Origin of the sequence: Streptomyces guryensis (assembly GCF_021261325.1) — a bacterium.
In the GTDB taxonomy this organism is placed as follows: domain Bacteria; phylum Actinomycetota; class Actinomycetes; order Streptomycetales; family Streptomycetaceae; genus Streptomyces; species Streptomyces guryensis.
Window position 1 is genome coordinate 11,972 of sequence record NZ_JAJSBI010000010.1, and the last position, 17,608, is coordinate 29,579.

The following is a 17,608-nucleotide window of genomic DNA, read 5'->3' on the forward strand; positions in this document are numbered from 1 at the left end:
ACCCGCGCTCAGGGGCCGGTCGCGTGGGTGGGCGGGGGATTGAGATGGCGGCGTCGGCCTCGGACGCCGGACGGGCTGGAAGATACGTGCCGGAGCCCAAGGGGCCTGCCTCCGCGGGTGGGTGGGGTATCGGGGTGGCGGCGTCGGCTTGAGCGCCGGACGGGCTGGAGACGACGGTCAGCGATCAGGGGCTGTGGTCCGGCGGGTGGGTGGGGTATCGGGGTGGCGGCGTCGGGCTTGAGCGCCCGATGGGCTCGGAGGCTACGGTCAGTGATCAGGGGCTGTGGTCCGGTGGGTGATTGGGGGAGCGGGTAGCGGCGTCGGGCTTCGAGGCCAGACGGGCTGGGGAGGGGGCGCGAGCGCCGGAGGGGTGGGGGGGCGTTCGGCGGTGGCGGGGTGCGGTTTCTGCGCCTCCGGCCCACGACGCAGCGGTGTTTGGCCCCGGGGCGGCCCGCAACGCGCCCTTGTTCGGGGCCGACTTGCTTGCAGGCAGGGTTATTTGCTGGCGGGCCGGCTCGGGCGCACGGTTCCTCGCTCGCGGAGCGGGATGCGGCTCACGGGCGTTGGCTCGCGGAGCGGCTTGGGGCGGGCCGGTGTTGGCTCGCGGACCGGCTTGGGGCGGCCGGGACTGGCTCGCGGAGCGGGATGCGGCTCACGGGTGTTGGCTCGCGGAGTGGCTTGGGGCGGGCCGGTGTTGGCTCGCGGAGCGGCTTGGGGCGGGCCGGTGTTCTCTTCCCTCGGACTGACTTGCGGCGCAGGGTGTTTGGTGCCGGATCGGCTTGCGGGGTGCCGGTGGTTGTTCTCGGGGCTGCTCGCGGTGTGCTGGTGATTCGCGGTGGGTCGGCTTGGGGTGCGCCGGTGGTTGTCCTCGGGGCTGCTCGCGGTACGTCCTTGATTCGCCCTCGGGGCTGCTCGCGGTACGTCCTTGATTCGCCCTCGGGGTGGCTTGGGAGTGTCCGGGGCTGCTCTCGGGGCGGATCGCGGCGTGTCCGTAGTTGCTCTCGGGGCGGATCGCGGCGTGCCGGTGGTTGTTCTTTGGCGGCTTGGCGGTGCTAGCGGCGGCGTTTGTGGAGAGCGATTGCTGCTGCAGTGCCGCCTGCCACCGCGCCTACGCCTGCTGCTGCGGGGATGCCCACCTTGGCTGCCTTGCGGCCCGTGCGGTAGTCGCGTAGGCGCCAGTCCAGGTGGCGGGCGTGTTTGCGGAGCTTGGTGTCGGGGTTGATCGCGTAGGGGTGGCCCACCAGGGAGAGCATGGGGATGTCGTTGTGGGAGTCGCTGTACGCGGCGCAGCGGGAGAGGTCGAGGCCCTCGGCGGAGGCGAGCGCGCGGACCGCTTCCGCCTTGGCGGGGCCGTGGAGGGGTTCACCGACGAGTTTGCCGGTGTAGACGCCGTCGACGGACTCGGCCACCGTGCCCAGGGCGCCGGTGAGGCCGAGGCGGCGGGCGATCACCGTGGCGATCTCGACCGGGGCCGCCGTGACCAGCCACACCTTCTGGCCCGCGTCCAGGTGGGCCTGCGCGAGTGCGCGAGTGCCCGGCCAGATGCGCTCGGCCATGTACTCGTCGTAGATCTCCTCGCCGATGGACTGGAGTTCCGCGACGCGATGGCCCTTCACGATGGAGAGGGCCGAGTCGCGGGCCTCCTGCATGTGTTCCGGGTCCTCGACGCCGGCCAGCCGGAACCACGCCTGCTGCCAGGCGAACTTGGCGAGGTCGCGGGTCTCGAAGAACTTCCGCTTGTACAGGCCCCGCCCGAAGTGGAAGAGGGCGGCACCTTGCATCACGGTGTTGTCGAGGTCGAAGAAGGCTGCTGCCTTGTCGTCGCCGAGCACCGGGAACTCCGGTTCCTCCGGGGGGACGTCCTGCGAGGACTTGCGCGCTGCCTCTGCCGAGGCCTCGCCTGCCAACACGCTCCGCGCCGTGGCGGAGCGCCTACGGGGAGTGAGCCATCCGAGAGCGGCCATGTCCGTGAGCATAGCCAGTTTGTTCGGTGCCTCCAGACGCCAGAGGTTGGAAGGCTGTGAACTCTCCGCGACCGTGTCGTTAAAGAACTGATCCGATCCGCCCGCGCATTGCTGTTTGCACGGGTGTGCCGCCGCCGTGCGGGCGCGCGAGAATGGCTGACATGAGTCCCCTCTTCCGACGCAAGGCCCAGCAGGCACCTCAGGCTCCTCAGGACACTCAGGGTCGGAGCGTCACTCTCATTCGTAAGCCGGGGTGCCATCTGTGTGATGACGCACAGCTTGTGGTGGAGAAGGTGTGCGAAGAGGTGGGGGTGGAGTGGGAGGCGAAGGACATCTCCCTGGATCAGCAGCTCCATGACCAGTATTGGGAGCAGATTCCCGTCGTTCTCGTCGACGGCCGGCAGCACACCTTCTGGCGCGTGGACGAGCAGCGGTTGCGCAAGGCGCTGACCGAGTAGTCCAAGTCGTCCGGAACCTCGCCTAGGATCGACGGCGACTGGTCTCGGGGGCGGGGATCGTAAGAGGAGAGTGTGCGGTTTTGCCCCCACGAGATGAGAAGCGGTGGTGCTTGTGCGCCCCTTCCGCACCAGTGCGCCGGGGGCGCGTGACCCCGGTCACGTTGGCCGGGCAAATCGGACACCATCTTTGTGCACGCGTTCACAAAGACATAGCCTGCTGTCGACGGGGCGGTCTGGGTACGTGTGACCGCCTACAGCCCCGCTCTACCCGCAGGAGCACCGTGGCAACTGGCCGATCTCACCGACCGGCGACCCGTAGCCGAGGGATTCCCGAGGCCACCGTCGCCAGGCTTCCGCTGTACCTCCGCGCGCTGACCGGACTGTCGGAGCGCTCGGTACCCACGGTCTCGTCCGAGGAACTGGCGGCCGCCGCAGGGGTCAACTCCGCCAAGCTGCGCAAGGATTTCTCGTACCTGGGTTCGTACGGGACCCGCGGTGTCGGCTACGACGTCGAGTATCTCGTCTATCAGATCTCGCGTGAGCTGGGGCTCACCCAGGACTGGCCGGTTGTGATCGTCGGTATCGGTAACCTCGGCGCCGCTCTCGCCAACTACGGCGGGTTCGCCTCCCGCGGTTTCCGGGTGGCGGCCCTCATAGACGCCGATCCGGCGATGGCCGGGAAGCCCGTGGCCGGGATTCCCGTGCAGCACAGCGATGAGCTGGAGAAGATCATCGAGGACAACGGGGTGAGCATCGGCGTCATCGCCACCCCCGCCGGAGCCGCCCAGCAGGTCTGTGACCGGCTCGTGGCCGCCGGGGTCACCTCCATTCTGAACTTCGCGCCGACCGTGCTGTCCGTCCCGGACGGCGTCGACGTACGCAAGGTGGATCTCTCCATCGAGCTGCAGATCCTCGCCTTCCACGAGCAGCGCAAGGCCGGCGAGGAGGCCGAGGCCGCGGCGCACGACGGCTCGGGGCCCGTCGCCGCCACCCGCCGCGAGGCAGCCGAGCAGGGGCCCGACGGGGACGTACCCGCCGTGATGCCGGCATGAGTCTCCTCGTCGTCGGGCTGAGTCACCGCAGCGCCCCGGTCAGCGTCCTGGAGCGGGCCGCGCTGAACGCGGACGCCCAGATCAAGCTGCTGCAGGACACGGTCGCCGCGGAGCCCGCCGGCGAGGCCGCGGTGCTCGCGACCTGCAACCGCATCGAGCTGTACGCCGACGTCGACAAGTTCCACGCCGGTGTCGCAGAGCTGTCCACGCTGCTCGCCCAGCACAGCGGGGTGGGGCTGGACGAGCTCACGCCCTATCTGTACGTCCACTACGAGGACCGGGCCGTTCACCATCTGTTCTCGGTGGCCTGCGGGCTCGACTCCATGGTCGTGGGGGAAGGGCAGATCCTCGGACAGATCAAGGACTCGCTGGCCAAGGCGCAGGAGCTGCACAGCGCCGGACGGCTGCTGAACGATCTGTTCCAGCAGGCGCTGCGGGTCGGCAAGCGCGCCCACTCCGAGACCGGGATCGACCGGGCCGGGCAGTCGCTGGTCACCTTCGGGCTGGAGGAGCTGGCGTCCGGGGCGGATGTTCAGGGGTGGGCCCGGGGGAAGAAGGCTCTGGTCATCGGGGCCGGGTCGATGTCCTCGCTGGCCGCTGCCACGCTGGCGCGGGCCGGGGTCGACGAGATCGTGATCGCCAACCGTACGGACGAGCGTGCCGAGCGGCTCGCCGAGATCTTGAACGAGGGCGACGAGCTGGGCGTGCCGGCCCGCGCGGTGCCGATGGATGCAGTGTCGGGTGAGCTGACACGTGCCGATGTTGTGGTGTCTTGTACCGGAGCGACGGGGTTGGTCCTGTCGGCCGGCGTGGTTGCTGCGGCGGTGCAGGACCGTGTGCTTGATCGGCGGCCGGACGCTGGTGCCGGCCCGGCGGTGGCCGCGCAACCCGGCGCTGACGGGGTGCCGCCCGTCTTTGGGCCCGGTGCCGCCCTGGGCGGCAAGAATGCCCGCGGACTCACGGCGGAAGCCGATGCCCGCGCAGTGGCGGAGCCCGAGGAAGGGTGTCCGCTCGACCTGCCTGCCGTGCAGCAAGGCTTCTCCGTGATGGGGGAGGCTGCCGTTGCCGGGATGGATGCGGCGACCCTGGAGCAGCATGCCGTCTGGGTGGACAACGGGACCGTCGACCGGCGTGAGGGGGCCCGGCGGGCGCCCGAGGCCGATGCCGAGCTGATCACGGCGCTTGCCGCCACCGTCGCCACGGTCGGGCGGATTCCGGAGCGCCGTAAGCCCGAGCCGGTCGTCGAGGCTCCGCGTCCCGCGCCCGTCCTGTTCCTTCTCGACCTGGCGATGCCCCGCGACATCGACGCGGCCGTGCACCGGCTGGCCGGGGTGCGGCTCGTCGACATCGAGTCGCTCGCCGAGGTCTCCGCGGACGCTCCGATGGCGGCCGACGTCGACCAGGTGCGGCGGATCGTCGCGGACGAGGTCGCGGCCTTCGGGGCGGCGCTCAGAGCCGCGCACATCACCCCCACCGTCGTGGCCCTGCGGACCATGGCCGCCGATGTCGTCGCGAACGAGATCGCGCGGCTGGAGGGGCGGCTGCCCGGACTCGACGACAAGCACCGCAGCGAGATCACACAGACCGTCAAGCGCGTCGTCGACAAGCTGCTGCACGCGCCGACCGTACGGGTCAAGCAGCTCGCGGCCGAGCCCGGCGGCGCCGGGTACGCGGACGCGTTGCGCACCCTGTTCGACCTCGACCAGGAGGCGGTCGCCGCCGTCTCCCGGGCCGACGGCGCGGACGATGAACCTGAGAACAGCAAGAACCGAGGGCCGGCATGAGTAGCAAGGCATTGAGACTGGGGACGAGGCGAAGCAGACTCGCCATGGCCCAGTCCGGGCAGGTGGCGGACGCCGTGAGCCAGGTGACCGGACGGCCCGTCGAGCTCGTCGAGATCACCACGTACGGTGACAACTCCCGCGAGCAGCTCGCGCAGATCGGCGGCACGGGCGTGTTCGTCACGGCGCTGCGCGACGCGCTGCTGCGGGGTGAGGTCGACTTCGCGGTTCATTCGCTCAAGGACCTGCCCACCGCGCAGCCCGAGGAGCTGGCGCTCGCCGCCGTCCCGCTGCGCGAGGACCCGCGCGACGTGATCGTCGCCCGGGACGCGCTGAAGTTCACCGACCTGCCGCGCGGGGCGCGCATCGGTACGGGTTCACCGCGTCGCATGGCGCAGCTGAACGCGTACGCGCGCAGCCACGGGCTGGACATCGAGACGGTCCCGATACGGGGGAACGTGGATACCCGGATCGGGTACGTACGGGACGGTGAGCTGGACGCCGTCGTCCTCGCCGCCGCCGGCCTCAACCGGATAGGCCGTAGCGATGAAGTGACCGACTTCCTGTCGGTCGACACGGTTCTGCCCGCCCCCGGCCAGGGGGCACTGGCGATCGAGTGTGCCGCGGACAACGCGGAGCTGATCGCCGCGCTCGGAGAGCTCGACGACCCGTTCACACGGGTCGCCGTGACCGCCGAGCGGTCACTGCTCGCCGCCCTGGAGGCCGGCTGCAGCGCCCCTGTGGGCGCGCTGGCCGACCTGCTGGCCGACGGGCAGATTGTCAAGGAAATGCGCCTGCGGGGAGTGGTCGGTACCACCGACGGCTCCCGCACGGTGCAGTTGTCCACCACCGGTCCCGTGCCCGAGACGTACGACCAAGCAATGGCGCTCGGCCGTGAACTCGCTGCCGAGATGCTTGCCCAGGGCGCGGCCGGTCTGATGGGGGAGCGAGCACATTGAGCCCCACCACTCTTCCCGCCGGCCTTGAACACGGGCACGTCACCTTCCTCGGTGCCGGACCCGGGGATCCGGGACTGCTGACTCTGCGCGCCGTGGAGGCGCTGGCGAACGCGGACGTCCTCGTCGCCGAGCACGACGTGCTCGACGTGGTACGTCAGCACGCCAGACAAGGTGTCGCCGAAGTGCACACGGACGGGGGTCCTTCGTCGGACCCGCTTCCGGGCACGGGCACACCTCAGCTCGCGGTTGTTGACAGCTCGTCAACAACCGCTGGGGTCCCCGCGGTACGGGATGCCGCACATCTTGTCATGGAGGCCGCGCGGGGCGGCAGGCGGGTCGTCCGTGCGGTGTCCGGGGACCCTGGCCTGGACGCTTACGCCGCCGAGGAGATGCTCGCCTGCGCCGCCGCGGGTGTGCCCTTCGAGGTCGTGCCCGGTGTCGCCGCGGCCGTCGGCGTGCCCGCGTACGCCGGTGTTCCGCTGCGCGACGCCGAGGGCGCGGACGTCCGGTTCGTGGACGCCCGTACCGCCTCGGACCGGTGCTGGACGGAGGTGGGTGTCTCCGACGGGACGGTGGTCGTGTCGACGACGCTCGACTCGGTGGGCGCGGCCGCGGGCGAGCTGGTGTCGGCCGGCCGTAAGCCGGACACGCCGATCACCGTGACGGTCGCCGGTACGACCACCCGGCAGCGGACCTGGACGGCGACGCTGGGGAGCATCGCCCAGACGCTGAAGCAGGCCAAGGTGCTGCCCTCGCCCGAGGGCGGGCGGCCGGTGATAGCCGTGGTCGGTGAGCGTTCCGCCGCCGCCCAGCGCGACCGGCTGTCGTGGTTCGAGTCCAAGCCGCTGTTCGGCTGGAAGGTTCTCGTGCCGCGTACGAAGGAGCAGGCGGCGTCGCTCTCCGACCAACTGCGGTCCTACGGGGCCGTACCGCACGAGGTGCCGACCATCGCCGTCGAGCCGCCGCGGACGCCCCAGCAGATGGAGCGGGCCGTGAAGGGGCTCGTCACCGGGCGGTACGAGTGGATCGCGTTCACCTCGGTCAACGCGGTGAAGGCGGTCCGGGAGAAGTTCGAGGAGTACGGGCTCGATGCCCGGGCGTTCGCGGGGATCAAGGTTGCCGCGGTGGGGGAGCAGACCGCGAAGGCGCTCGTCGCCTTCGGTGTGAAGCCGGATCTGGTGCCGAGCGGGGAGCAGTCCGCTGCGGGGCTGCTCGAGGACTGGCCGCCGTACGACCCGGTGTTCGACCCGATCGACCGGGTGTTCCTGCCGCGTGCGGACATCGCCACGGAGACCCTTGTCGCCGGGCTGATCGAGCTCGGGTGGGAGGTCGACGACGTCACGGCCTATCGGACCGTTCGGGCCTCGCCGCCGCCGGCCGAGACGCGGGAGGCGATCAAGGGGGGTGGCTTCGATGCGGTGCTGTTCACTTCGTCGTCCACCGTGCGGAACCTGGTGGGTATTGCCGGGAAGCCGCACAACGTGACGGTGATCGCGTGTATCGGGCCGGCCACCGCGAAGACTGCCGAGGAGCATGGGCTGCGGGTGGATGTGATGGCTCCGGAGCCGTCCGTGCACAAGCTGACCGAGGCGCTTGCCGATTTCGGGCTGCGGCGTAGGGCTGCCGCCCTGGATGCCGGGGATCCTGTTACTCGGCCCAGTGAGCGGCGGCCGGGGGCTCGGCGGAGGCGGACGACGTAGTTGCGTGACCGGTGACCGGTGACCGGTGGCCGGGGTGGGGGTGGTTTCGCTCGCCCGCGCTTGCGGGGTGCCGCTGCGCCCACCCGTGCCGCCGGCCCCTGGCGGCACGACTGCCCGCAGCCACGTCTGAACGACTGCCCGCAGGCTACGCGGAAGTGGTGCTCACCGTGTGGCCGAAGCGCAGCAGGTTGTCCGGGTCGTAGTGGGACTTCGTTCTGCTCAGGCGGGTGTAGACCTCGTCCGTCCAGGCGCGCGCCCGGTCCTTCTCGTCGCCCGGGCTGCCGTGGAGGTTGACCAGGGTGTGGCCGGTGCTCCACGGGGACATGGTGTCGTGGAGGGCCGTGGTGGCTGTCTCCACGGCTGCCGCGGTGTCGGGGTCGGGGAGGACGCCGACCGTTTCCAGGAGGTAGCTGGCGTCGCGGGCGCAGATGGCGTCCTCGACGGGGGCGGGGCGGGAGAGTTCGCCGCCCATGTGGCGGAGTTCGATCAGCAGGAGCGGGAAGTCGGGGACGGCCGGGCCCGCCCGGTCCAGGAAGGCCGTCCGGGCGTCCGGGGGCAGGGACCTGAGCAGGGTGCAGGCCTCGCGCGCGGGCAGCGGGTCCTCCGGGTCCAGGTAGATGCGGTCCATGGCGGCGTACGGCATGTCCTCCACCGTGTCGATGGCGACCGGTGCGGCCTCGCGGATGGGGGCCAGGAGGTTCTCGCCCTCCTCGACGTCTCCGGTCCAGGCGAGGGCGACACGGGCCCAGAAGCCGCCGCGCAGGGGCTCGGGGATCTGCGGGATCGGCGGCAGGCGCAGGAGCGTGTAGGCGCTGCACATCTCGGTGGGCAGGGTCGTCGTCCAGTCGGTCCAGGTGTGCAGGACCGTCTCCGCGTGTTCGCCGCGGAAGTAGATGCCGCCGCCGAGGACGCTGGCGAGGGGGACCAGGTCGAAGGTCAGCTCGGTCACGACACCCAGGTTGCCCTTGCCGCCGCGCAGGGCCCAGAAGAGGTCCGGTTCGGTGTCGGCGGTCACCGTGCGCAGGGTGGCGTCGGGGGTGACGACCTGGACGGAGCGGACCCGGTCGGCCGCGTAGCCGTAGGTCCGGCCGAGGACGGGGAGGCCGCCGCCCAGGGTGTAGCCGACGACGCCGGCGTCAGAGGACGACCCGTTGAGCGGGGCGAGGCCGTGCGGGGCGGCCGCCTCCAGGACATGGCGCCACCTCGCGCCGGCGGCGACCGTCGCGGTGCGTTCGGCGGGGTCGATCGTCACGTCGGTCATGCGCGTGGTGCTGATGAGCATGCCGCCGTCGATGGGGAAGTTCGCGCCGTGGCCGGTGGCCTGGACCGCCACCGGGGTCCCGGTCGCCGCGGCCCAGCGCATCGCCGTCACGACGTCGTCCACGCCGGCCGCCCCGACCACGACGTCCGGATGGTGGAAGGCCGACAGATTGAAGCCGGTGACCTCGGCGACGTAGGCGTCGTCGCCGGGGCGGAGGACGGGGCCGTGGATCTCGGACAGGGCGAACCGGTCCGGGGTCTGGTGCGGGGTGTGGTGGGTGGCGGTCATGTCGTCCTCCTCCTTCGCGCGGACAGGCCTGCGCGGCGAGGGGACGGGGGCCCGGTCCTTGCGCCTTGCTGTCTTCAGGATGGCCCCGGGGGCTGCGGGCCGCATCGGGAGTGACGGCCGGCCGCGCAGGCCCGACATACCGTCGGCAAAGGTGCGCGTGAGCCGGGCGTAGCGTAGGGGGCATGACGAAGTACGGATCCTTCCCCGGCACGCGGCCGCGGCGGCTGCGGACCACCCCCGTCATGCGGCGCATGGTCGCCGAGACCCGGCTGCATCCGGCGGACTTCATCCTCCCGGCCTTCGTGCGCGAGGGCATCAGCGAGCCGGTGCCGATCGCCGCCATGCCCGGCGTCGTCCAGCACACGCGCGACAGCCTGAAGAAGGCGGCCGCCGAGGCGGTGGCCGCCGGGATCTCCGGCATCATGCTGTTCGGCGTGCCCGAGGAGGAGAAGAAGGACGCCCTCGGGACGCCGGGGACCGACCCGGACGGGATCCTGCAGGTCGCGATCCGTGATGTGCGGGCCGAGGTCGGGGACGATCTCCTCGTCATGTCCGACGTCTGTCTCGACGAGACCATCGATCACGGGCACTGCGGGGTGCTCGACGCGGAAGGGCGCGTCGACAACGACGCCACCCTTGAGCGGTACGCCGAGATGGCGCAGGTCCAGGCCGATGCGGGGGCCCATGTGCTGGGACCCAGCGGGATGATGGACGGGCAGATCGGGGTCATCCGTGACGCGCTCGACCAGATCGGGCGGGAGGACGTCGCGATCCTCGCCTATACGGCGAAGTACGCGTCCGCGTTCTACGGGCCGTTCCGGGAGGCCGTCGGCTCCTCCCTGAAGGGGGACCGGAAGACCTATCAGCAGGATCCCGCCAATGCGCGGGAGTCGCTGCGGGAGCTGGCGCTCGACCTCGAAGAGGGCGCCGACATGGTGATGGTGAAGCCGGCCGGACCGTATCTGGACATCCTCGCGCGGGTCGCCGACGCGGTCGACGTGCCGGTCGCCGCCTACCAGATCTCCGGCGAGTACTCGATGGTCGAGGCCGCCGCCGAGAAGGGCTGGATCGACCGCGACCGGGCGATCCTGGAGACGCTGACCGGCATCAAGCGGGCGGGCGCGCAGAACATCCTCACGTACTGGGCGACCGAAGTGGCGGAAAAGTTGCGCTGATTCGGGCTACGGATGGGGATACGTCAGGCCTCGAATCGGCCACCGACCTGCATCGGAATGCACTCGGTTCGGCAACGGAAGCAACTCGGATCCGTGAACTGATGCCTCCTGTCCTGGGGTTGCCCGCCGTTCCCCGTGATCAGCGGCGGGTCCGGGACCGATTCGCGGTGGATCTGTCCGAAAAGCGCTCAACCCTTGCGTCATACACACCGAATTGACGAGTTCTCGTCAGTGTCCTTACCTTCTCGCCTGGCCTGATCCGTTCCGGATGGTCCGAACGTCGATCCCTGGGGGACACACATGAGCTGGTTCATCGAGGCGCTGAAGAAGTACGCGGTGTTCAGCGGGCGCGCGCGCCGCAAGGAGTACTGGATGTTCGTGCTGTTCACGGCGATCATCTACGCGGTGCTGCTCGGCATCGGCCTCGCGATCAAGGCGCCGTTCATCGCCATCGTCTTCTACGTCGCGATCCTGCTGCCCAGCCTGGCCGTCGGCATTCGCCGTCTGCACGACACCGGCCGCTCCGGCTGGTGGCTCCTGTTCGGGATCGTCCCGCTCGTCGGCGGTATCACCCTGCTGGTCTTCACCTGCTCCGACAGCCAGCCGGGTGAGAACAAGTACGGCCCGAACCCGAAGGAAGCGGCTCCCGCCTTCGCCGGCTGATCACCGTGCACACGCCGGCTGATCACCGTGCACACGCCCGCTGATCACCGCGCATCGAGGCCGTCCGGTTGTTCCCGACCGGGCGGCCTCTTCGTGTGCAGGGAGTGGGTCGTTGCCGGGCCCTCGTCCTTGAGGCCCTTCCCGTCCCTGCATCCCGTCAGCGCGAACACGGCGAGGACCAGGGCGGTGGCGGCGAGGAGGCGGGTGCGAGGGGGTCGGGCGGGCATGGTGGTACGTGCCTTCCGTGGGCGGCGGGCTGGGGATTCCAGCCTGAGCGGTGATCGGCTCCGCGCGCCACAGTCTGCGGACGATTCGGGACGCCGAACCCAGGAGATGCCCTCTGACCTGCGGGGATGCCACGTCCCAAGGGGGCGGTACGGGACGCGCCCGGGGGCCCGGGACCTGTGAGATCACGGTGCGGGTCACGGCAAGTGCTGCCGACGGCTAGGTTGTTGGCGTCTGGTACTTGTCTCTTGAACGATCGCTCCGACTCTCCAGGGAGACGCCCATGCCCGGTGACGCCCTCAGTCAGGACCCCGCCGAGCTGAGAAGGAGGATCGACACCACCAAGGCCCACCCGGCCCGCGTCTACGACGTCTTCCTGGGCGGCAAGGACAACTACCCCGTGGACCGGGCGGCCGCCGCCGCCGCGCTCGCCGCCAACCCGCGCGGCTACCTCGACGTACGGCACAACCGCGACTTCCTGCGCCGCGCGGTGAGCACACTGGCCGGACAGGACGGCATCAGCCAGTTCCTCGACATCGGCACCGGCCTGCCCACCGCGGAGAACGTCCACCAGATCGCCCAGCGGATCATCCCGGACGCGCGGGTCGTCTACGTCGACAACGACCCCGTGGTGCTGGCACATGCGCGGGCCCTGCTCACCAGCGGGCCCGACGGCCGTACCGACTACCTCGACGCCGACTTCAGGAACCCGGCGCAGATCCTCGAACAGGCTGCGAAGACCGTCGACTTCGGGCGGCCGGTCGCGCTCTTCCTCGTCGCCCTCCTGCACTTCGTCGAGGACGACGAGGCCTACCCGATCGTGCGCGAGCTCGTCGACGCACTGCCGTCCGGCAGCCGACTCGTGCTCAGCCATCTCACCGAGGACCTCAATCCCGAGAACATCCGCGCGGTCCAACGGACATACACCGAACGCGGCTTCACCTTCGTGCTGCGTTCCCGGGCGGAGGTCGAGCGCTTCTTCACCGAGAACGCACTGCAGCCGACCGCACCTGGGGTGGTCCCGGTGCATCACTGGCGCGCCGACCACGCCGCTCCCGTCCCGGAGCAGCCGGACGCCTCCTACCTGGCGGCGCTCGACGACATCGAGAAGGTGCGGTACGCCGACATCAACGACGTCACGGACGCGGACATCAACGTGTACGCGGCGATCGGCAACAAGGCCTGAGGGAGAAGTCCACGGCATGCCGAGCGGCCCGTCCGTATCGCGGAAACCTGCTTGTAGACAGCACCTACATCCCTAGGCTGCGGTCACGAGCCGCCGTCACCGCAGCCGAAGGAGCCGTGCCATGACCGTCGCACCCGCCTTTGCCCCCGTCCCGCCACTGGCCGCGCGGGCCCGGTCGATCGGCGGTTCGCCGGTACGGGACATCCTTGCCGTCACCGCCCGGCCCGAGGTGGTCAACTTCGCGGGCGGGCTGCCGGCGCCGGAGCTGTTCGACGCTCAGGGGGTCGCGGAGGCCTTCGGTGCGGTGCTCGCCGGGGCGTCCGCGCAGGCCCTGCAGTACTCCACGACGGAGGGTGAGCCGACCCTGCGCGGCGCGCTGGCCGCGCGGACCTCGGCCCGCGGGCTGTCCACGGACGCCGACGACATCCTCGTCACCACCGGCTCGCAGCAGGCGCTGTCCCTGCTGGCGACGGCCCTGCTGGAGCCCGGGGACGTCGTCCTCGTCGAGCGTCCCTGTTATCTGGCGGCACTTCAGGTCTTCGCGTTCGCGGGTGCGCGGGTGGTGGCCGTGCCCGGAGACGGGGACGGGGTCGACCCCGAGGCCCTGGAGGAACTGGTGTCGCGGGAGCGGCCCAAGCTGCTGTACACCGTGCCGACGTTCCAGAACCCCACCGGCCGCACCATGCCCGCCGACCGCCGGGTCGCCGTCGCGGCAGTGGCCGCCCGCCGGGGGCTGTGGATCGTAGAGGACGACCCTTACGGCGAACTCCGCTTCGAGGGCGAGCGGGTGCCGTGGATCGCCTCGTACGAGGAAGCGGCGGACCGTACCGTGCTGCTCGGCTCCCTCTCCAAGGTCATGGCGCCGGGCCTGCGGCTCGGCTGGCTGCGGGCGCCGGGTGAGCTGCGGCGCGCCTGTGTCGTCGCCAAGCAGGCCGCCGACCTGCACACCCCGACCCTCAACCAACTGGCGGCGGCACGGTATGTGGCCGACCACGACCTGGACGCCCATGTGGCGCGGGTCGCGGACGTGTACCGCGAGCGCCGGGACGCCATGCTCGCCGGGCTGCCCGGGGCGCTTCCCGAGGGCTCGACCTGGACCCGGCCCGAGGGCGGCATGTTCCTCTGGGCCCGCCTCCCGGAGCCGTACGACACCACGGCGCTGCTGCCGCAGGTGGTGCGGCACGACGTGGCGTACGTCCCCGGCGCACCCTTCTACGCGGGCGACCCCGAACGCTCCACCCTGCGGCTGTGCTTCGTGACGCAGACGCCGGAGGAGATCGGGGAGGGGCTCAGGAGGCTGGGGGAGGGGCTGCGGGGCTAGGGCCTGTTTGGATCAGGCCCGTAACGCGGGTGGGAATGTGACGTTATTGAGAACGGAAGAAACGTCACATTTCGTACACGGAGGTCTCAAATGGTTCTCGCTGCTCTGCTCACCGGTGTGGCTCTCCTCCTGCACCACGCTCTCGGCGTCTGAAGACAGCCCCTACGCCGCGGCCGAGACCGGTGCGCCCACCACCGGACCGGCCGCGGCGGACCGTCAGTCCCACCAGAAGTGCCAGGCCGGCTGGTTGAGGAGCTGGTGCTCGGCGTACGCGGCCAGGGTGGTGTCCGCGCCCTGCAGGAGGTTGTCCGGGCAGAACGCGAAGTGCTCGGCGGCGACGGCCTCCGCCTCGGCGAGGGTGGTGGGCGGGGCGGCGACGGACAACGTCAGCTGGTCGAAGCCGAGCGCCACGACCCGTATGCCGAACCGCTCCTCCCAGGAGCGGAGTACGGAGCACAGGCGCGCGGTGTCGCCCTCGTGGTTCGCCGGGCCCGTCCAGCCGATCGCCGCGGGGATGTCGGCGCTGCGGCGGGCGGGGACGAGCGCGAGGCGGGGGTCCTTGAGGGGGCCGCCGCCGTCGAGGAGGGAGTCCACGACGGCGGAGGCGACGGATTCGGGGTCCGCGTCGGCGTCAACGGGCCGGCCGGCGGCCGGGCCGGGCCACTCGTCGCCGTCCGCCGCGCACTCCTCCCAGTACTCCGCCAGCACCTCCTCCGGGTCGTGATCCCCGGGGTACGACATCTCGCCGGGTGCCAGCTCCCAGCCGTCCGGCCCCCCGAAGCCACCGCCGACCTCGACGAGCACGGGAAGCAGACCGGCCCCCGGCGCGGTGCGCTGCAGCGCGTCCCAGGCGCCGGGCGCGGGCTGCTCGTCCGTGACCCAGAGAAGGGGTTCGTGCCAGGGCCCCTCGTCGGTCTCGTCGACCAGCCGACCGGGCGGGAGGCCCAGGTCGAGGGCGGACAGACGGGGGAGCGGGTTGGGGAGAGTCGCCATGCCAGTGACTGTAGGCGCAGCCACTGACAATGCCTCCGGGGAGCCCGGGGAGCCCGGGGACGAGGAGCAGCAGGATCCCCGGGAGGCCGCCTGAGCGCGAGTCAGAACTGCTCGGGCCTTCAGCGGGACACTTGTCATAGAACGACGTGCACAGGACGCCAGGTGGTACAGGGCCCGATCTCACCGTCACCCTCACCGTCACCGCGAAACGGAGTTGAAGCACTCCTCCCCACGGCCCTTCGCCGGCCGGAAGCAGACGCGGAGGACGGTTCCGGGGCCGGTCACCGTCATCGGGGTGTAGACGAAGTTGTCCGCGTCGACGGCGTTCCCGACCTCGGCGCCGCGGACCCGGCCGTCCGCCGTCAGCTCGATCCGGTCGCCGACCCGGGTGCCCCACATCCGCGCCCAACTCGTCCCGCACACCTTGCTGTAGCGCAGTTCCAGCCAGGCCCCGGTGGCAGTGTGACGTGTGGCGAGGGTGTCCGGTGTGGCGGCGCAGAACATGGCCATCGGGTTCCTGCCCTCGCAGGACGAGGCCCGGCAGTGCGGCCCGGGAGTGGAAGCGGCCGCGGCGGCCGGCCGGGGTTCGGCGCTTTGACGGGGCAGCAGGAGCAGCGCGACCGCCACGCCGCCGACGGCCACGGCACACACCGACGCGATCACCGCCACGGTTGCCGCACCCCGGTGACCACCGCCCTGAGAGGTCTCCGCCGGATCCGGAGGGGGCACGGGATCCGCGGCCGCGGACGCGACCGGCGACGACGTCCGCACCGCCTGCGTCGCCCGCCCGCTCCACTGAGACTCCGCCATCTCCCACAGCGCCAGACACCGGCCGTCCGGCTCGCCGGCCAGCCGGCACAGCTCCTGCACCGCCGTGCGCGGCGGCAGCGTCCTGCCGTTGAGATAGCGCTCCCAGGACGACTTGCTGAACGCCGTCTTCGCCGCGAGCGCCGCCAGGCTCAGACCGGTACGGGCTCTCAACTCCCTTAGCGCGGCGGCCAGTCGGGCCTGTTCGGGGGTCATCCCCGCAGGGCCTTCCAGGTGTGCGGGCCGACGACACCGTCCACGTCCAGCCGCGCCTGCCTCTGGAAGGCCTTGACCGCCCCCTGCGTCAGCGGGCCGAACATGCCGTCGATACCGCCCGGCGAGATGCCCGCCCGGCGCAGCAGACACTGCACCTCGGCCACCGCCGGCCCGGAGTCGCCGTACCCCACCGTGGCGTTCCGGGTACGGCTGTTGCCCGCGTACCAGCCGCCGTCGACCTGCTTCACACGGCAGGTGTACGACGGTGCCGACGTCCCGGCGGACAAGGTGACCGTCGTCGTCTTCTCCTGTGCCGTACCGCCGCCGTGGTCCATCAGCCGCATGGCCACCAGCACCGCCGACGACACGGCCAGCACCAGGGCCACCGCCCCGGCGACGAGCGCGACCCGCAACGACAACGACCGCGTGCCCCCGCCGCCCGGCTCCGCCGACAGGATCTCCGGCTCCGGCAGGGCGGTTCCATCGACGGCCGTCTCCGGTACGGCAGTTCCGCCGCGCGGGTTCCCCCAGGCCTCGACCGCGACCTCATGCAGCGCGAGCAGACGGGTCGGGTCGTCGCCGCCGATCCGGGCCAGCGCCTCCACGGCCTCCCGCGGCGGCAGCGAACGGCCGCCCAGATACCGCTCCCACGACTTCGGGCTGTACCCCGTCCGCGCCGCCAGCCGGCGCACGCTCAGCCCGCTGTGGTCCTTCAGCCGACGCATGCGCACCAGTAACTGCCGTACACGCGGGTCGAGTTCTGCGGGCAGCGCTTTCCAACGCGACATGGTGTGGTCCCCCCACGCGTTCATGAACAGCGGCCGTGGTCAGTGGCCCCCGTACCCCGTGCCGCATTCTGCACCAGCATCCACAGGACCGCACCGGAACCTGCGCCCTGCACCCATACGCAATCGGCCACCACCCGCCGACAGCCGTCCCTCCGCACCGTCGCCGCGGACCGAGTACCCGCAGGTCGGCGGGTGGGACGTCCCGCTAGGACGTCACTTCCGCGGCAACCGTGGCGGCCCTCGCCGCCCGCCCCGCAATCTCGTCCCGTCACCGCACACCACGACCCGAGAGGGACTCGAATGCGATCGAACGCCTTGGCCAGGACACTCGTCAGCGCCGCCGCCGTGGTCGGACTCGCCGCCGGCGGCCTGGCCACCGCGGGCACCAGCTTCGCCGCGCCCGCGTCGGCCACCAGCGCCCGGACCGTCACCATCAAGGCGACGAACAACTTCGGCCTGACCTCCGCGGAGGCCAAGAACGTCCAGAACTGGCTGCACACCTACTGGGGCTACAACGACGGCATCGACGGACAGCTCGGCACCAACAGCTGGAAGGCGTTCCAGCGCTGCCTGCAGACGTACTGGGGCTACAACGACACGATCGACGGCGACCCGGGCCCCAACACCATCAAGGCACTGCAGCGCCTGCTGAAGGACTCCTGGGGCTACACCGGCGCGATCGACGGCGACGCCGGATCGGGCACCAGGGCCGCGTTCAAGCGGTTCGCCAACGGCAGCTGACATCCCGGCCGTCCTGGCCCGAACGACCGC

The 17,608-nt window shown here is 71.1% G+C and carries 16 protein-coding genes; 10 read left to right on the plus strand and 6 right to left on the minus strand.

The features are described 5' to 3' along the window. Positions 1–1,052 precede the first annotated feature (1,052 nt). A complete protein-coding gene (locus LJ657_RS20655) occupies positions 1,053–1,964 on the minus strand; it encodes an HAD family hydrolase (RefSeq protein ID WP_232650216.1) in 912 nt (303 codons plus the stop codon). A 152-nt stretch (positions 1,965–2,116) separates the two neighbouring features. Here LJ657_RS20655 and LJ657_RS20660 point away from each other — a divergent pair, with 152 nt between their 5' ends. From LJ657_RS20660 to LJ657_RS20680, 5 genes are all read left to right on the plus strand, one after another. Further along, positions 2,117–2,422 carry a glutaredoxin family protein gene (locus LJ657_RS20660; RefSeq protein ID WP_232650218.1) on the plus strand — a complete coding sequence of 102 codons (306 nt, stop codon included), beginning with the start codon at positions 2,117–2,119 and terminating at the stop codon, positions 2,420–2,422. 281 nt (positions 2,423–2,703) lie between these two features. Next, positions 2,704–3,474, plus strand: a complete 771-nt coding sequence (locus LJ657_RS20665; protein ID WP_232650219.1) for a redox-sensing transcriptional repressor Rex — start codon at positions 2,704–2,706, stop codon at positions 3,472–3,474. Continuing rightward, positions 3,471–5,258, plus strand: a complete 1,788-nt coding sequence (locus tag LJ657_RS20670; RefSeq protein WP_232650220.1) for a glutamyl-tRNA reductase — start codon at positions 3,471–3,473, stop codon at positions 5,256–5,258. The genes LJ657_RS20665 and LJ657_RS20670 overlap by 4 nt, the downstream gene beginning before the upstream one ends. Next, positions 5,255–6,214, plus strand: a complete 960-nt coding sequence (gene hemC / locus LJ657_RS20675; RefSeq protein WP_232650221.1) for a hydroxymethylbilane synthase — start codon at positions 5,255–5,257, stop codon at positions 6,212–6,214. Before LJ657_RS20670 ends, hemC begins: the two co-directional genes overlap by 4 nt. After that, entirely contained in the window at positions 6,211–7,914 is a 1,704-nt protein-coding gene (locus LJ657_RS20680; protein ID WP_232650222.1) for a bifunctional uroporphyrinogen-III C-methyltransferase/uroporphyrinogen-III synthase, read from the plus strand. The genes hemC and LJ657_RS20680 overlap by 4 nt, the downstream gene beginning before the upstream one ends. Before the next feature lie 145 nt (positions 7,915–8,059). Here the strand turns inward: LJ657_RS20680 and LJ657_RS20685 are convergent, their stop codons facing one another. Further along, on the minus strand, positions 8,060–9,463 hold the full coding sequence (locus LJ657_RS20685) for an FAD-binding oxidoreductase (protein ID WP_232650224.1): 1,404 nt from the start codon (positions 9,461–9,463) through the stop codon (positions 8,060–8,062). 182 nt (positions 9,464–9,645) lie between these two features. On the opposite strand from LJ657_RS20685, the gene hemB reads away from it, so the two are divergent. Together hemB and LJ657_RS20695 are read left to right on the plus strand one after the other, a co-directional pair. Then, entirely contained in the window at positions 9,646–10,638 is a 993-nt protein-coding gene (gene hemB / locus LJ657_RS20690; protein WP_232650225.1) for a porphobilinogen synthase, read from the plus strand. Between the two features lie 300 nt (positions 10,639–10,938). Beyond that, positions 10,939–11,301 (plus strand): DUF805 domain-containing protein, encoded by a 363-nt coding sequence (locus tag LJ657_RS20695; protein ID WP_232650227.1) that lies wholly within the window; start codon positions 10,939–10,941, stop codon positions 11,299–11,301. Between the two features lie 44 nt (positions 11,302–11,345). Here LJ657_RS20695 and LJ657_RS20700 read toward each other — a convergent pair whose 3' ends face one another. Next, entirely contained in the window at positions 11,346–11,528 is a 183-nt protein-coding gene (locus tag LJ657_RS20700; protein ID WP_232650228.1) for a hypothetical protein, read from the minus strand. A gap of 281 nt (positions 11,529–11,809) precedes the next feature. On the opposite strand from LJ657_RS20700, the gene LJ657_RS20705 reads away from it, so the two are divergent. Next, positions 11,810–12,712, plus strand: coding sequence for an SAM-dependent methyltransferase (locus LJ657_RS20705; RefSeq protein WP_232650229.1), 903 nt, complete (start codon positions 11,810–11,812; stop codon positions 12,710–12,712). A gap of 121 nt (positions 12,713–12,833) precedes the next feature. Next, positions 12,834–14,033 (plus strand): aminotransferase-like domain-containing protein, encoded by a 1,200-nt coding sequence (locus tag LJ657_RS20710; RefSeq protein WP_232650231.1) that lies wholly within the window; start codon positions 12,834–12,836, stop codon positions 14,031–14,033. A gap of 216 nt (positions 14,034–14,249) precedes the next feature. Here LJ657_RS20710 and LJ657_RS20715 read toward each other — a convergent pair whose 3' ends face one another. The 3 genes from LJ657_RS20715 to LJ657_RS20725 form a co-directional block, all read right to left on the minus strand. Continuing rightward, positions 14,250–15,026 carry a DUF4253 domain-containing protein gene (locus LJ657_RS20715; RefSeq protein WP_232650232.1) on the minus strand — a complete coding sequence of 259 codons (777 nt, stop codon included), beginning with the start codon at positions 15,024–15,026 and terminating at the stop codon, positions 14,250–14,252. 198 nt (positions 15,027–15,224) lie between these two features. After that, a complete protein-coding gene (locus tag LJ657_RS20720) occupies positions 15,225–16,049 on the minus strand; it encodes a helix-turn-helix domain-containing protein (RefSeq protein WP_232650234.1) in 825 nt (274 codons plus the stop codon). After that, entirely contained in the window at positions 16,046–16,837 is a 792-nt protein-coding gene (locus LJ657_RS20725; protein ID WP_232650235.1) for a peptidoglycan-binding protein, read from the minus strand. The genes LJ657_RS20720 and LJ657_RS20725 overlap by 4 nt, the downstream gene beginning before the upstream one ends. Before the next feature lie 300 nt (positions 16,838–17,137). On the opposite strand from LJ657_RS20725, the gene LJ657_RS20730 reads away from it, so the two are divergent. Continuing rightward, positions 17,138–17,578, plus strand: coding sequence for a peptidoglycan-binding domain-containing protein (locus LJ657_RS20730; protein WP_232650237.1), 441 nt, complete (start codon positions 17,138–17,140; stop codon positions 17,576–17,578). Positions 17,579–17,608 lie beyond the last annotated feature (30 nt).